General features: G+C 47.2%; 14 protein-coding genes. 5 read left to right on the plus strand and 9 right to left on the minus strand.

Annotated features, from left to right (window positions below):
• Positions 1-40: 40 nt before the first annotated feature.
• The 8 genes from cysW to ACN4EG_RS12045 form a co-directional block, all read right to left on the minus strand.
• On the minus strand, positions 41-910 hold the full coding sequence (gene cysW, locus ACN4EG_RS12010; protein ID WP_431629722.1) for a sulfate ABC transporter permease subunit CysW: 870 nt from the start codon (positions 908-910) through the stop codon (positions 41-43).
• Entirely contained in the window at positions 903-1,763 is an 861-nt protein-coding gene (cysT, locus tag ACN4EG_RS12015; protein WP_431629723.1) for a sulfate ABC transporter permease subunit CysT, read from the minus strand. Before cysT ends, cysW begins: the two co-directional genes overlap by 8 nt.
• Before the next feature lie 38 nt (positions 1,764-1,801).
• Positions 1,802-2,926 carry a homoserine O-acetyltransferase MetX gene (gene metX / locus ACN4EG_RS12020; protein ID WP_431629724.1) on the minus strand — a complete coding sequence of 375 codons (1,125 nt, stop codon included), beginning with the start codon at positions 2,924-2,926 and terminating at the stop codon, positions 1,802-1,804.
• Between the two features lie 72 nt (positions 2,927-2,998).
• Complete coding sequence (locus tag ACN4EG_RS12025) at positions 2,999-4,312, minus strand: O-acetylhomoserine aminocarboxypropyltransferase/cysteine synthase family protein (protein ID WP_431629726.1); 1,314 nt, start codon at positions 4,310-4,312, stop codon at positions 2,999-3,001.
• A 75-nt stretch (positions 4,313-4,387) separates the two neighbouring features.
• Positions 4,388-5,515 (minus strand): sulfate ABC transporter substrate-binding protein, encoded by a 1,128-nt coding sequence (locus ACN4EG_RS12030; RefSeq protein WP_431629727.1) that lies wholly within the window; start codon positions 5,513-5,515, stop codon positions 4,388-4,390.
• A 925-nt stretch (positions 5,516-6,440) separates the two neighbouring features.
• Complete coding sequence (locus tag ACN4EG_RS12035) at positions 6,441-7,307, minus strand: phycobilisome rod-core linker polypeptide (RefSeq protein WP_431629728.1); 867 nt, start codon at positions 7,305-7,307, stop codon at positions 6,441-6,443.
• Between the two features lie 148 nt (positions 7,308-7,455).
• Complete coding sequence (cpcA, locus tag ACN4EG_RS12040; RefSeq protein ID WP_431629729.1) at positions 7,456-7,947, minus strand: phycocyanin subunit alpha; 492 nt, start codon at positions 7,945-7,947, stop codon at positions 7,456-7,458.
• A gap of 115 nt (positions 7,948-8,062) precedes the next feature.
• Complete coding sequence (locus ACN4EG_RS12045) at positions 8,063-8,581, minus strand: phycocyanin subunit beta (protein ID WP_431629762.1); 519 nt, start codon at positions 8,579-8,581, stop codon at positions 8,063-8,065.
• A gap of 1,112 nt (positions 8,582-9,693) precedes the next feature.
• Between ACN4EG_RS12045 and ACN4EG_RS12050 the strand changes: the two genes are divergently transcribed.
• The 5 genes from ACN4EG_RS12050 (at position 9,694) to ACN4EG_RS12070 (ending at position 14,197) form a co-directional block, all read left to right on the plus strand.
• A complete protein-coding gene (locus ACN4EG_RS12050) occupies positions 9,694-10,749 on the plus strand; it encodes a sulfate ABC transporter substrate-binding protein (protein WP_431629730.1) in 1,056 nt (351 codons plus the stop codon).
• A 232-nt stretch (positions 10,750-10,981) separates the two neighbouring features.
• Positions 10,982-12,106 (plus strand): hypothetical protein, encoded by a 1,125-nt coding sequence (locus ACN4EG_RS12055; RefSeq protein WP_431629731.1) that lies wholly within the window; start codon positions 10,982-10,984, stop codon positions 12,104-12,106.
• 66 nt (positions 12,107-12,172) lie between these two features.
• The gene (locus ACN4EG_RS12060) at positions 12,173-12,901 is read left to right on the plus strand and encodes a MotA/TolQ/ExbB proton channel family protein (RefSeq protein ID WP_431629733.1); all 729 of its coding nucleotides are present in this window, start codon (positions 12,173-12,175) and stop codon (positions 12,899-12,901) included.
• 2 nt (positions 12,902-12,903) lie between these two features.
• Positions 12,904-13,329, plus strand: a complete 426-nt coding sequence (locus ACN4EG_RS12065; protein WP_431629735.1) for an ExbD/TolR family protein — start codon at positions 12,904-12,906, stop codon at positions 13,327-13,329.
• Between the two features lies 1 nt (position 13,330).
• Positions 13,331-14,197, plus strand: a complete 867-nt coding sequence (locus tag ACN4EG_RS12070; protein ID WP_431629737.1) for a hypothetical protein — start codon at positions 13,331-13,333, stop codon at positions 14,195-14,197.
• Here the strand turns inward: ACN4EG_RS12070 and ACN4EG_RS12075 are convergent.
• Complete coding sequence (locus tag ACN4EG_RS12075; RefSeq protein WP_431629738.1) at positions 14,161-14,979, minus strand: class II glutamine amidotransferase; 819 nt, start codon at positions 14,977-14,979, stop codon at positions 14,161-14,163. The genes ACN4EG_RS12070 and ACN4EG_RS12075 overlap by 37 nt on opposite strands.
• Between the last annotated feature and the right edge of the window lie 322 nt (positions 14,980-15,301).

Here is a 15,301-nt window from a genome sequence, read left to right on the forward strand (position 1 = left end):
GTTAACTCCTGAAATTCAATGACTGTGAGGACTTCTAAATCTATCGGATCGATTTAATAGCCGTTTTGCGCTCGACAATCTCCTTGAGAACCAAGGTCACAACTGCTAAAAATGCCAACAAAACGGCTGCTGAATAGGCTGCTTCAGTGTTGTACTGCTTGTAGGCATCTTCCACAAACAGAGGTAAACTTTGAGTTTTTTGGGCAATATTACCGGATACTACAGAAACGGCCCCAAATTCGCCCATCGCCCTCGCGTTAGTCAAGATTAAACCATAGAGCAACCCCCAACGGATATTGGGCAAGGTCACCCGCCAAAAGGTTTGCCAATCATTTGCACCAAGGGTCTTTGCGGCTTCTTCTTGGTCAGCCCCCGCTTCTTCTAAGACCGGAATCACTTCACGGGCCACAAAAGGCATACTCACAAAGGCAGTGGCGATCGCCATGCCAGGAACAGCAAAAACAATCTTGATGTCATGGCTCGTGAGAAATTCCCCAAACCAGCCCTGACGACCATAGAGCAGCATAATCATGAGCCCAGCCACCACAGGAGAAATGGAAAAGGGCAAATCAATGACACTCAGAACAAAGGCTCGCCCTGGAAACTTATGCCGCGCGATCGCCCAAGCTGCACAGAGGCCAAAAATCGTATTGAGAGGAACCGCAATCACAGCTAACAACACCGTTAATTGGATTGCAAACAGGGATTCAGGGCTGGTTAAGTTATGGAGAAATGGGCCTACTCCCTTGCTAAAAGCGGCCACAAAAACATTCAGTGCAGGAATGTACAGCACTAAAACCAGAAAACTCACTGCAATCGCAATTAACACGGTTGGCACCCAAGACTTTTTAGCTTTTGGAACCTTGGTGGGAGCAGTCGTCAGTTCAACCCTATCCTTTGTACTAGTCATACCGTCGTCCCCAAGCTTGTAATAGGTTAATGCCCAGAAGTAGCACCAGAGAAATAATCAACAACGTTGTGCCAATAACGGTTGCTCCCGCAAAGTCATATTGTTCTAAGCGTTGAAAGATCAATACAGGTGCGATCAAATCTTTGAATGGTGTATTGGATGAAATGATGACTGTCGAACCATACTCCCCTACCGCACGGGAAAATCCGAGGGCCACCCCAGTCAAAATCGGCGGCATTAAGGGGGGGAAGATCACATGCCAGAAGGTTTGCCAAGGCGATGCCCCCATACACCAAGCTGACTCCTCCACATCCTTATCCAGTTCAGTTAAAACAGGCTGCACAGTTCGCACAACAAAGGGAAGGGAGATAAAAATCATGGCAATCCCAACCCCTATACGGGTAAAAGATACTTTGAGGCCGAAAGGTAAAAGCAAGGAACCAATCCAACCATTCTCGCTGTAGACCGTGGCCAGGGTTAAGCCAGCAACGGCTGTAGGTAATGCAAATGGGAGATCGACAGAAGCATCAATGAGTCGCTTCAACGGAAAGTCATAGCGCACCAACACCCAAGCAATTAAGGTACCAAAGACACCATCAATCAAAGCGGCAACAATCGCCGTTGTAAACGTAACATCGTAGGTCGCTAAGGCAACTTCACTGGTGGCAATGCGCCAAAATTCACTGGGGCCGATCGTGCTGGCCTTTGTAATCATCGCCGCGATCGGCAATAACAACATAAAAGCCAGATAGAAAATGGTAATTCTGAGGGGCCAAGAAATCTTACTTAACTGACGAAAAGGGGCTTGCCAAGCGGGTGAACGATGAACAGGTGGAGGGGACGTAATAGTCATAGAAAATTTATCAGCAAAGATGAATGGAAGCAGAAATCCTACTCAAGAAAAGAGGACGTTAAAGCATTGCCCCAGCCAAGGGAATGACCAAAGGCGACCACTCGGTCATTGAGCACCTGTGTATCGATTAAAAAGCCATCATGACCATGAATGGAGGTGATCGAAGTCCATTGCGCTTTGGGCATTGCTTCAGCTAAAAATTGTTGCTCTGAGGGAGGATACAGAACATCAGTGTCAATGGAAACAACAAGCGTTGGTTGATGAATGGTTTGCAAAACGGAACCATATTCACCCCGTTGATGACTAATGTCGTGGTAATCCATGGCTTGGGTCAGGGTGATGTAGGTGTTTGCATCAAATCGTTCAACCAGCTTTTGCCCATGGCGATATAAGTACTGTTGAACCGAAAAAGACACACCTTCTGGGGGTTTGGGAATGGCAGAATAGGGAAAAGAAGCCCGATCGATCTGCCGTCCAAACCGCTGCTCAAAACTCTGCCAGGAACGATAGGTACTCATGGCGATCATACGAGCGATCGCTAACCCGTGATTCGGCGATTGCTCAGGGGAATAGCGGCCCGCAGCCCAATGGGGATCGGCATAAATAGCTTGCCGCTGGGCTTCACTGAGAGCAACACACCAGGCAGAATGACGCCCCGAAGTTGCAATCGGCACGATCGCCTGTACCCAGTCAGGATACAGCAACGCCCATTCCAAGACTTGCATTCCCCCTAATGATCCGCCAATGACTAATTTGAGTCGTTGCACGGATAGCTGTTCCAGTAACTTAGCTTGTACCCGCACCATATCCCGAATCGTAATTGTGGGAAATGTACTGGCGTAAGGTTCATTCATGATCGGATTCAGACTGGTTGGCCCGGTGGTGCCATAGCAACTTCCCAGAATATTGCTACAAATGATGAAATCCTGACCAGGATCAAAAACCTTCCCCGAACCAAACAAATCCTTCCACCAGCGATCGGCATCCGCAGATCCGGTTAAGGCGTGACAAATTAAGATTGCATTATCACCCTGTGAATTTAAAGTTCCCCAAGTACGATAGGCTACTTGAACATTAGGTAAGTTGCCACCAGATTCTAAACCCAAAGGTTCAGGTAATTGGTAAAACTGGGTTTTCGATGAAATCCACTGCTGATAATGCATGCCGAAGTCACCTCCTTAAACTGGCGACTAATGATGGGGGATGGGCAGGGCTAGCTAGTGATTAATAGCTAGTTATTGACAGCTACTGCTAGCTTGATCAAAAGCTTGGGCAAAATCCGCTTTGATATCGTCAAGATGTTCCAGCCCAACGGATACTCGAATTAAATCAGGCGTCACTCCAGCGGAGCGTTGTTCTGTTTCACTGAGTTGTTGATGGGTCGTGGAAGCGGGATGAATGACCAGGGTCTTGGCATCTCCCACATTCGCTAAGTGGCTGGCAAGCTTAACATGGTTGATGAAAGCTCGACCAAACTCTAATCCCCCTTTAATTCCAAAGTTCAGTACGCCCCCAAACCCATGCTGGAGATATTTCTGAGCCCGATCGTGATACGGGTGATACGGTAAACCTAGATAGCTAACCCAGGCAACTTGGGGATGGGTTTGCAACCACTGGGCTAATTCCAAGGCATTTTGCCCATGGCGATCGACCCGAAGGGACAGCGTTTCTAAACCCTGGAGTAGCAGAAACGCATTAAAGGGACTGAGGCTCGGCCCCAGATCCCGTAAGCCTTCTACCCTGGCGCGGATAATGAAAGCAATATTGCCAAAGGGACTGTCAGGGCCAAAGGTTTCATCAAAATTCAGGCCATGATATCCCGGTGAAGGAGAGGTAAAGCTGGGAAATTTACCATTTCCCCAATCAAAGCGTCCTGAGTCAACAATGACCCCGCCGATCGAAGTACCGTGGCCACCAATCCATTTTGTGGCGGACTGCACTACGATATCAGCCCCATGGTCAATGGGACGACACAGATAACCCGCTGCCCCAAAGGTATTGTCTACAATCAAGGGAATCCCATGCTCGTGGGCAATGTGGGCTAGGGTGGCAAAGTCTGGCACATTAAACTGAGGATTGCCGATCGTTTCAACGTACAACGCTTTTGTCCGTTCATCGATCGCTTGACGAAATCCCTCCGCGTCATCGCCCTCCACAAACTTGACCTGGATGCCCAAGCGGGGTAGAGCAACCTTGAATTGGTTGTAGCTCCCCCCGTACAGAAAACTGGTGGAAACGATGTTGTCTCCCGCTTCTGCGATCGTGCTGATTGCTAGAAACTGTGCAGCCTGTCCGCTGGAGGTTGCCAAGGCTGCCACCCCACCTTCCAGGGCCGCCACTCGCTTTTCAAACACATCCGTTGTCGGATTCATAATGCGAGTATAGATGTTGCCAAATTCCTTTAAGGCAAAGAGATTCGCACCATGATCTGCACTATCAAACGTGTAGGAAGTGGTTTGATAAATTGGAACTGCGCGGGCATTGGTTCCAGGGGCAGGGGTTTGTCCAGCGTGAACCTGTAAGGTTTCAAAACGATATGGGGATGACATGGCTTTAATCCTCAGCGGGACAGTACTAACAGCGCGATCCCCTCGGCATCCTAGAAAATCGCGCTAGGATTTTATCTACTTCTTACCGATGGAAGCTTCGATCGCATCAAACGGGCCGCCATCATCAAAGGCTTTCTGGGCTTCCTTCCAACCGCCATACTCGTCAATTTTGGCAAGCTCCTTCACCGCCGGGAATTGCTTGGCAATTTCAGGTTCTTGTTTCAAATCGCCCAAAGGCCGGAACCCAACCTTGGCGAACTCCCGCTGAGCATCAGGCGTAAACAGGAATTTCACAAAGGCTTCTGCTGCTTCCCGCGTACCATGCTTGTCTACGTTCTTGTCGATCACAGTCACTGGTGTATCAATGGAGATATTCACTTCAGGGACGACAAAGTCTACTTTCTCACCTTTCTGCTTAGCTAGGATGACTTCGTTCTCATAGTTCACCAAAGCATCCCCTTGCCCCTGTTTTGCAAAGGCATCCGTTGACTCCCGCGCATCCTTAGCAAGCACCACAACGTTCTGGAAAGCTTTGGTCACAAATTCCTTCGCTTTGCCATCATCCCCTCCCGTTTTCTTGGCATAATTCCACAGCGCGTAGTAGTTCCAACGCGCCCCCCCGGAGGTCTTAGGGTTCGGAGTCACCCATTTCACGTCGTCGCGGGCCAGATCTGCAAAGGTTTTAATATTTTTGGGATTACCTTCACGGGTAATGATTGCGGCTACCGTTTCACCGACAATTCCGTTGTTGGGAACCCGCTGCGTCCAATTCTCTTGTACAAACCCACCTTTTACCAGCTTGTTAACATCGGCCCCGATCGCTAAATGCACCACATCTGCTTCCAAGCCATCGAGGATCGCGCGGGTTTGGGTACCAGATCCCCCGTAGCTCTGTTTGAAGGTGACATTTTGGCCACTGTGATCCTTTTTCCACTGCTCTTGGAATTTTGGAATGATGGCATCATGGGCCGCTTTCGGCACCGCATAGCCCACTAACGTCAGTTCAATATCCTTCTTTCCACCCTCTGCACTGTTGCCTGGTGAAGCAGGGGCATTTGATTGATTCCCACCCGAGCAAGCCGCTAGCGAAACGCTGAGAGCCGCCCCAACCAAGAACAACCCGACCAAGCTTTTGAGTGACTTGAAACGAAAGCGGGGCAGGCGCTCTCGAAAAATCCTAAATACGGCTTGCTGCACAGTCATCGCTGCTCTCCTTTTTAATCTACGGTAAATCGATGGGATTACCGTTTAATCTCTAGAGGATTATCCTACAAAGGTTTTTCCAGAAAAGCAAGAAAAAAACTTAATTCCGATCGGAGAACCGAGGATTTAATCCCGACGTCCTTACCTAGGCATAGCCCTTCTACTGAAATGGGCATGGAAGATTGACGTAGCCTAGAAGTGGGGGTTGGTTGCAACTCAGCCAAGTGAGAAGACGAAGGAAGAATTGCAGGAGAAAACTAGCCAGACGAGGGGGATAAGAATGTTTCAAACTCAGTCTCAATTCAAGCTGATATCCAATCATCATCTAGTAAATTCTCAAAAAAAAATCTCCCTGTCAGCAAGTCAGGAAGATTTAATAAGGAGATTAAATTGCTAGACGCTTTACAAAAGCGTAGTAGATATATCATAGGACTCTCTTACTCATCCTAGAAAGTACATTAGATACAAATTCTATCCATTTTTTACAGCATCAAAATAATTTGAAGTTATGTTTCTCAGCCCATATTTTCTAAGTTTTCTTCTAATCTCCAATCTGAGATCTTTAATTAACAATTTTCCATATCCCACAAGAGGCAACAACTTTTTGCCCTCATCCCCTCGACCCTTCTTCCGCTCTCTAGGATAAGAGGAATCAAGCCGATTTTAGTCCCTTGGGGTAAAGTCTCCGCATAAATTACACATCGCATATATCACAAATTTACATATCACAAGGTGGGAAAATATCAATCATAATAATGAGATTACATATCCCAAAAATTACATCATCAAATCAAATCATCAAGTCAAAACTAAAACTTAAAAAGTAGCGAGGTAAAATAATAAAAATAAAAATCTCCCTATCAAAAATAGGAAGATTCATTCAGCAAGCGTAGACACGTTTCAACAGGAAAAAATAAACAGCAAGCTAAAGTGGCGTAATACTAGCGACCTTCCCCCCCTGGCTATGAATCCGTTGGAGGTAACTCGATAATGCTTCGTAGGGAATAATTACCGCCTGATTCACTTGGCGAACTTTAGGGTAACCCAACTTCGCCAGTCGGGCAGCTTCCACGCGATACAGCCGACCAGAACCGTAGGCTAAAGAACCGCCAAAGGTACTTTGTGGCGTTACCCCCCGTGCCGGAGCTTGGTAAGCAAACCCATTATTACTCCCTGATGGAGCAACCACCGGAGATGCACCATTACGCCCCAATTCCCCGACGAGTCGGGATGCTTTTCCAAGGACTTGAGATCGATCGCTGTTGGCATACCCCCGATAGAGTTTGAACAGTCGGGTAAAGCCCACAGTTTTTTGGCCTGTCTGCGTTGCAAAGCCTCGATAGTAGGGCACCACCCAATCCCCAAAGTTTTGGGTATACTCTGGGGAATCAATGTAGGAATCAATGTCAGCGTTATATCCCTTTTCTAGATATAAGTCTAAATGTGCCTGAATCTCTGACTCGTCATAGGGAGCACGGCCTAGCAAGTGCTTGTAGTTCAACTCGGTAAAACGGGTATGGAAACTACTCGAAAAAAATTTGGCTTTATAAAGATCGGACCTGGCAACTTGTCGAACAAAATCCTTGACCGTGATCGTTCCATTCAATAACAAAGATTCCGCACCGATTAACCGCTCTGACTTAAGCAAATAATCATTACCTAAAACTTGGCGGTAAACGGCTGCAATCACCGCGTAGATATCCGCTTGATTTGCCTTCGATCGCAGTTCAACGGGCACTGCATTTGTAAACGCAGAAACCCCTAAACGGGAAGCTGCACTTGTAATCACCATTCCAATTACCTACTTTGCACCTGTCTAAATGAACGGCTCACTGATAAGCTGTTCCGTAGGGCGATCGTCAGATCTTGGGTATCAGATCTTGTTTAGACGATCGCATTACTAGATAACCTATCAATGAGCCTTAACCTGTGAAGCAACTCTAGCTCAGGTTATTGATGATGTAATCAATATAAGAGTTGACTTCAACCGCCGGATCACCCGTTAAACCATGATTGCCCTTGATGTGCTTGAGGGCTTCAATGTACCAGCTAGGAGATAACTCGAAGCTCTTGTTGATTTCCGCCAGTCCAGCAACAAGGTAGTCATCGATCGGGCCGGTTCCCCCTACGACCAATGCGTAGGTCACGATGCGCAGGTAGTAGCCAATGTCCCGAACACACTTCGCCTTGCCCCGTGTATCCGAAGCATAGTTTTTCCCTTGGAGCTGGGTGGTGTAGGGATACTTTTGATAAACAGCGTTTGCTGCTGCTTCAGAGAGACTACCAGCCTTTCTAGAGAGCTCTTTTGCCGCTTCTAGAGAAACAGCAGCTTGGCGGAACCGACCAAAGGCAACTTGAATTTCAGTGCTACCGAGGAAACGGCCTTGGGAATCCGCAGACACAACTGCTTCAGTTAAAGGAGTCTTGCTCATGAACGAATTTTCTCCTAATAGCTCTAAGAATTTTTGTCTTTGTAAAAGAAGGAAAGATGCAAATAGCACCTATTCCTAGGAAGTAGTTCTAAAGTAGTTCCATGGAACCAGAACTTTAGCCAACGGCTGCGGATGCCCGATCAAAGTAAGTTGCAATTTCCGAAACCAAGGCACTGCAATCACCACGGGTGACTCCATTAGGATCATTCACCAAAGCGATCGCGGCATCTTTCAGTTTTTGAATGCCCACAGCCACGGAAGCACCTGGCGTACCCAATGCCAAGTAAGTTTCCCGCAGACCGTTCAGAGCGCGATCTTCAAGGACACTCGCATCCCCGGCATAAATTGCATAGGTGACGTAGCGCAAGATGATTTCCAAATCGCGCAAGCAAGCGGCTGCACGGCGGTTTGTATAAGCATTACCACCGGGTGCAATCAGTTGAGGCTGCTCTTCAAACAAAGCCCGTGCAGCATTGGTGACGATCGTGGATGCGTTACTCGAAATCCGGTTAACTGCATCAACTCGCTTGTTGCCTTCTCTAACGAAGTTAATCAAAGCATCGATTTGGGCATCGCTGACGTATTCACCCCGTGCATCAGCTTGGGCTGTCACCTTAGAAAAGGCATCTTGCACCATGGTTGCAATCTCCTAAAAATTGTTGTTTTGAAACTAAATAGACTTTCAGTAATGTGTTTTGAGTAATCAACCCATCGTCTAGAACTTGATTTTCCAGAAATTAGTCAACTTAAGGAGCCCATCATTTAGAACGACATGATAAGAAGCCTAAAGAATTTACTCAAGCAACACTGAAATTACATAGCGAGAAACATTAATGAGAAATAAACACAACGCTTAGGTACGCTTATTTCGTCATCTGCATTTCTCTTGGGTTCATTTATACAACACTTACAAAGTCTTTTTTGATTACGAAACATTACTACCTTGTCGTAATGCGAGAGCACTAAAAACCTAAAAATGTATATCTCATTACTTTAAAAAAGTAATTGAATTTGCATTTTGACCAAAGCTCTTTCTTAAAGCAGTTCTCCTTGTAGTTTCAGTCACTAATTTTTTGTTTATTTTGATACGCTTTTTTATGAGTATTTTTACAAAACTTAGTTAATTTATCTTAGATCACATCTTTTGTTGAGCAGTCTGAAACTCATGCTATTGCCAGTATTGAGGGCGTTGTAGCCAGCTCAATTTGTAGGCTAGAGGGAAGTTTTGCAGAAATAGGGAAAGAAATTTCCAAGCTCATTTAGAACCGATGCACAATCCCGTTATTTCCACCGTTATTTCTACCGGCAATTCAAATTTGACAGCCGGTACATGCTTGACTACCTCTAATTCTGAACAGCCTGAAGAAAATCATTTTCAAATTACACAAAAATTGCCTTGGGTCAAGACCATTCAATACATCACTCTACAATTTTCAGACTTTATTGCATCAATGAATCAGTATCCTTTGGAAACGTTGACACCATTTCACCGTTTTTAGAGAAAAAATTGTTGGCCTCTTGATCTTGGGTAATTTTTGTGACATTCTTTTATGCAGTTCAAAAAATACGGTATTCCGATTGATTTACCGTAGATTAAATAGGTCAGGGAGTTGGCTAGATAGACGATCGCCTTAATTGAGTCACCTTGATTGAATCGTTATCAGTGAGTCGTTGTCTGTCCATTGAGCACCGCCGCTTATCAGAAGAACATCTCGAGAACAGAGAACACCAGAGGAGCAAGCTATTATGACGACCTTCAAACCATCTATTCCATCATTTGCGGCAGTGGGTCTTGGGCTAAGCTTGTCGCTGATGCCCATTGGAGTTTCCTCAGCGTTTGCTGCACCTGTAGAGCAAAAACTGATTGCTCAAAAACCCAACAAAGTAGAAATTACGCTCGTGAGCTTTGCCGTCACCAAAGCCGCCCACGATCGCATCATTCCCTTATTCCAAGAAAAGTGGAAGCGAGAAAAGGGCCAAGAAGTGGTCATCAATCGTAGCTATGGCGGATCGGGTAGCCAGACACGAGCTGTTCTAGATGGCCTCGAAGCAGATGTGGTGTCCCTGGCACTGGCACTGGATACCAAGCGTTTAGAAAAGGATGGGTTGATTCAACCCGGATGGGAAAATGAAGCTCCCAATGATGCAATCGTCACTAAGTCGGTTATTGCATTAGTCACTCGTCCCGGCAATCCTAAGAAAGTTAAAACCTGGAGTGATCTCGCCAATGGTGTACAGGTCATTACGGCCAATCCTAAAACCTCCGGAGGCGCAATTTGGAATTTTCTCGGACTTTGGGGTTCCGTGAGTCAGACTGGGGGCAATGACACCCAAGCCAAGGAATTTTTTAGCAAAGTTGCTAAAAACGTTCCTGTCTGGCCCAAGGATGCAAGAGAATCCACTGACATTTTCCTCAAAAAAGGGCAAGGAGACGTTTTACTGAATTATGAGCATGAAGTGATTCTGGCTGAACAAAATGGCGATCGCGCTTTCTACGTGATCCCGCCTGTCAATATCTCGATCGATAACCCGATCGCGGTAGTTGATAAAATCGTTGACAAACGTGGCAGTCGTGAAGTCTCGGAAGCCTTAGTGAAGTTCCTGTATAGCCCAGAAGCACAACGGGAATACGCCAAGGTTGGCTTCCGTCCAGTGGATAGTGGAGTTGCCAAAGAGTTCGAGAAGAAATTCCCGAAGGTCAGCAAATTGTACACCGTCAAGGACTTTGGAGGGTGGGACGAAGTTCAGAAGAAGTTCTTTGCTGACGGCGCAATCTTTGATCAAGTGGTCAATAAACGCTAGATTCTTAGCATCTTTCTGAGGAACCCTTCCATAAGCCCCTTGTCGGGAAATTCCCACTCAAGTCCTTAAAGGCTCATTGTAGGATTTGGGGCTTATTTCAAGGGTTCCCATGGATTATTCCTCACAATTTTGGTATCGGCAAATGCCTACAGGCGCAGTGTAATTTACATCCAGTGCCTGTAGTTTTTCTTCTTCTCATTCATCTTCATCGTGAGTCTCAAGCGTAATACCCGTGTTAAAGTTTTTTCCTCCTAAAACAACGTCCGAGGCCAGCCAGAATTTGTTACCTGACTCGTCTACTGCACCCCAATCGATTGCTGAAAATCACACGACAGTGACTACTACAGCGATCGATGAATGGTTGCATGCAGCCCCCGCTCCCCATGGCCAAACCACCAAAAAGCTACTCGGATTAGGAATGGCAATTTCTTTAGGACTCCATGGCCTATCGCTGGTCATTCCCACGGGAGGAGACAAACAAGAAGCCGCACCTGTGAAACCAGAAGAAAAAAAGGTGCGAATTACGCAACTTCCAACGATTACCAAATCGACCGGAATTAAATCTGTCAAGACTCAGAAAACAGCCGCCCTGAGCAAACCCACCGTCGCCCCACCACCCAACCAGCCCTCGAACCCGATTCCACCTGCCACCCCTCCCAAGGTCACGGAAACTAAGCAGACAGAAACTAAGGACGATTCCAAGCAAAGCGCTTCGGAAGAGAATACGTCCTCTGCTTGGGATGATTTTCCCATCTATCCAGGGGCAGTCGCCGGTTGCTACGGACAATCTGCTTGCTTCACGACCACAAAAGACTTAGCATCTGTCGCCAGCTTTTTTGAAAAGGAACTCCCTGGTAAAAAATATCAAGCTTCTCTCGTCTTGAATAAATCGGATCACAAGGCTTATCAAGTTTCCCGGAAAGGTCAGGGCCAAATTCTGAATATCTTAGTGGATACCACGGGCACCGCCATTTATGTTCTGGCACCGGAAGTCATCGCCCTAGGAGACCTCGCTAAAGCCGTTCCTGTCCCTCCGGATGTCGCCGAAATTCTCGGTTCTACTTCAGCGCCAGATGCCACCCCAGATAGTTTGGCACGGCCCACGATCGCCTTTGCAGGCACAAAACTCAAGCCTGGAGTTTCGGCAGCGCTACTATTTGACGAAGCTCCAGAAGACGTATTTCCAACCTATATTCAGGGCAACTTGGGCACCCGAGAAATTAATTTTGATGGCCCCACTGCTTACAACGGTGGCTTCCTGTACACCGTGGATGCCTCGAAGAAGCTCTACGTTTTCATTCTCCCAAGTACCAAGGGGGGCAGTGTCTTGACGATTTGGAATGTGCCCCCCCAATAAAGTCCTAACAAAATTCATCGCAACGTTCATCATAAACCTGTCAATTGCTTAAGCCGAGGAATATCAATGTCTAACTTCTATGAAACGATCGCCAAAGGGGGGCCAGTGATGATCCCACTGGTCGGTTTGTCCGTTGCAACCATTGGTTGCGCGATCGAACGAACCGTATTCTGGCGACAGTTACTCAAGCAAGAAGGTCGAATTGTCCACGATGTTTTAGAGTCAGCCCACACCGATCTTGCATTGGCCGCAGATATTGCACGGCGGGGCAGTCATCTTCCCATCGGGCGCTATCTACTGGCACCACTACGCTTGCACCAGCCCACGCCCGAGACGTTTCACTTAGCCTTAGAAACTTCGAGCGAAAAAGAATTTATTGAAATTCGCCGAGGACACAAACTACTGGAAAGCGTTGTTGGAATTGCTCCATTACTGGGTCTTTTAGGAACCGTCACCGGTTTGATCATGACGTTTAGTAATCTCAACATCGGTGGCGGCGGTGGGGCAAGCAGTGCAGGAGATTTGGGCAAAGCGGCGGAGGGAATCGGGGAAGCCTTGATCACAACGGCGGGAGGAATGATTGTCGCAATTATTGCCTTGAGTATTTTGCGAGTGTTAGTTTCCCTGGAAGCCAAGCAACTGGATTATTTTTCGATCGTTGGCAGTGAACTGGAATTGATTTATCGACAGATTTGGTACGAACCGAAGTTTCAATACCAAAAATCCGCATCTAATCCTGACGTGGGCAGAATTAATGACTTTATCCCGATCGATCGCAGCACAGTGGACGGTTAATCATGGTACTGAAACGCCGCAATCACCCTAGTAATCAGATGCCAGAGGTCAACCTGGTACCCATGATGGACGTGGTTATGACCATTCTCACGTTTTTCATCATTGTTTCAATGACTTTGACGAAACAGCAAAATGCATTAAACGTCACCCTGCCCAGTGCTAATGCCCCTGCTAACCCGTCAGCCAACAAAGGCCCTGACCCCATGATTGTCGCGATCGATGCCCAAGGCAAATTAGCCGTGAAAGATGTTGTTGTGAGTGAAACGGATTTGTCACAGCAAGTACAAACTTTTTTGGCCAGCAGCCCCCAAGCCGCCGTTCTCCTCAAAGCCGATCGCAAAGTGTCCTATGAACAATTGGCCAAGGTTTTAGGTACCTTACAAAAAGTGGGTGGAGAACGGGTTTCCTTAGCCATTGAGGGAAATTAGCATGGCAAAACGAATTAGCATGGCAAAACGTAGTGTCACTTTAGGCATGGAAGTCAGTGCACTGAGTGCACTCATCCTGACCAGCCTAACCGGGTGCAATCAATCCTCCGCAACCCATCAGATAGAAACCATTCTCAAAGCAGAGATTGAAAAGCAGAATGGCATCCCCGTCAAAGCCATTACCTGCCCCAAGAATTTGCAAGCTCAACCCGACCAAGAATTTGAATGCACGGGAGCCTTAAACCCAGAGGGGGGCTTTTTTATTCAAGTCAGGGCCACAGCAGAAAAAGACAAGGTCAAATGGGAGATTCCCCATTCCTGGCGATTACTCAACCTCACTAAATTCGAGTCCGAGGTTCGAGAGGTTTTGGGCCAAACACAGACCCCCGTAAACCCCAATCCCACCCAATCAGCCATAGCCTCTGCAACCCCACCCCTAGCAGGCTCGGCACCTTCAACAGCCACCACCCCTGAGGCAGGACTAGTCCCTTTCCCAAAGACGCTGAAAGTTGACTGTGGTGGTGGCTATCGTGCGGTTAAACCAGGAGATAGTTTTGAGTGCAAATTGCTGGATGCTTCAACATCAACTGCACCTGACAAATCCCCACCATCGGCAACCCTCCGTAGTACTAGCAATGACATTGTTAGCGTCAAGATTGAGCCCGAAGGAAAAATCACCTGGCAAGCCATCCGCGAGGAAGCTGGGTCGGCTACTAAGGCTATTGAGATCGGCAGTCCAACACCATCTGTTACCTCCACTGCTGGGAGCTTAGCAACGCCATCAGCCACTACCACATCAACACCCAGCAATGGCGCGATCGAAGCAGCCCCTCAGGATGCAACCGGATGGCGCGAATTAGGGGAATAAAATGGAATGACGGATTGGGCTAAGGGTTGACCATCCTGGAACACGAGCAGTTCTCCGGGTTGCAACGTGATCCACTCTTCATTGTCAGTCAATGGAACCGTTGCAATGATAGCCACCCGATCGCTCGCCGTTGTCAGTTCTTGAAAATCAACCGTTATATCTTCATCCACCAAATGAGCCGCTGCAAAAGGGGCTTGCCGGATAATGTAACTTAGCTTCGTAGAACAATGCACAAATAAATGCTCACCATCCGAGAGCAAGTAGTTAAACACTCCATACTGTGCAATCTCTTGAGTCAGCGCTTCCAAGACTGGATAAAGGGCTTCCAAGGGCGGTTTGCCCTGGGGAAAGTGTTGACGCAAGGTTTCTAAAATCTGGCAAAACGCTTGTTCACTATCCGTACTCCCCACCGGGCAGTAGTGGCCTCGATTTTGATAATGAAACTCTTTGAGATCGCCATTGTGGGCAAACACCCAATAGCGTCCCCATAACTCGCGCTTAAATGGATGACAGTTTTCTAACCCCACCGGCCCGATCGTTGCCTTACGAATATGGGCAATGACATTCGTAGATTTAATCGGATATTGCCTCACTAATTGCGCAATCGGAGACTTGATCGACGGTTGATCATCTAAAAACACCCGGCATCCCAACCCTTCAAAAAAGGCAATGCCCCAGCCATCCCGATGCTCATCGGTTTTTCCGCCCCTCGCACAAAAGCCTTCAAAGGAAAAGCAGATATCGGTAGGGACATTGCAGTTCATTCCGAGTAATTGGCACATAAATCACACCTACCGACTGAATTTGAGGGTCGCTTACAGCAAGAATCGCCTACAGAAAAACATTGCTTAGAGCAAGAATCACGTTTAACGCAAAGATCACGCTTAACGCAAGTAATACCAAATCAACTTGTGATTGCAACACATAACGATCCCCCCTAACCCCCCTTAATAAGGGGGGAATTCAGTCAACTTGTTTCAAAGTCCCCTTTAACAAGGGGGATTTAGGGGGATCGAATCTATAGCATTGATCAATCAATTGGGTATGACCCGAACTTCGAGGCGCGATTAAAACGCTGAGCAGCGATCAAAACACAATGGTCTC

Origin of the sequence: Alkalinema pantanalense CENA528 (assembly GCF_050753345.1) — a bacterium.
Classification (GTDB): Bacteria; Cyanobacteriota; Cyanobacteriia; order Leptolyngbyales; family Leptolyngbyaceae; genus Alkalinema; species Alkalinema pantanalense.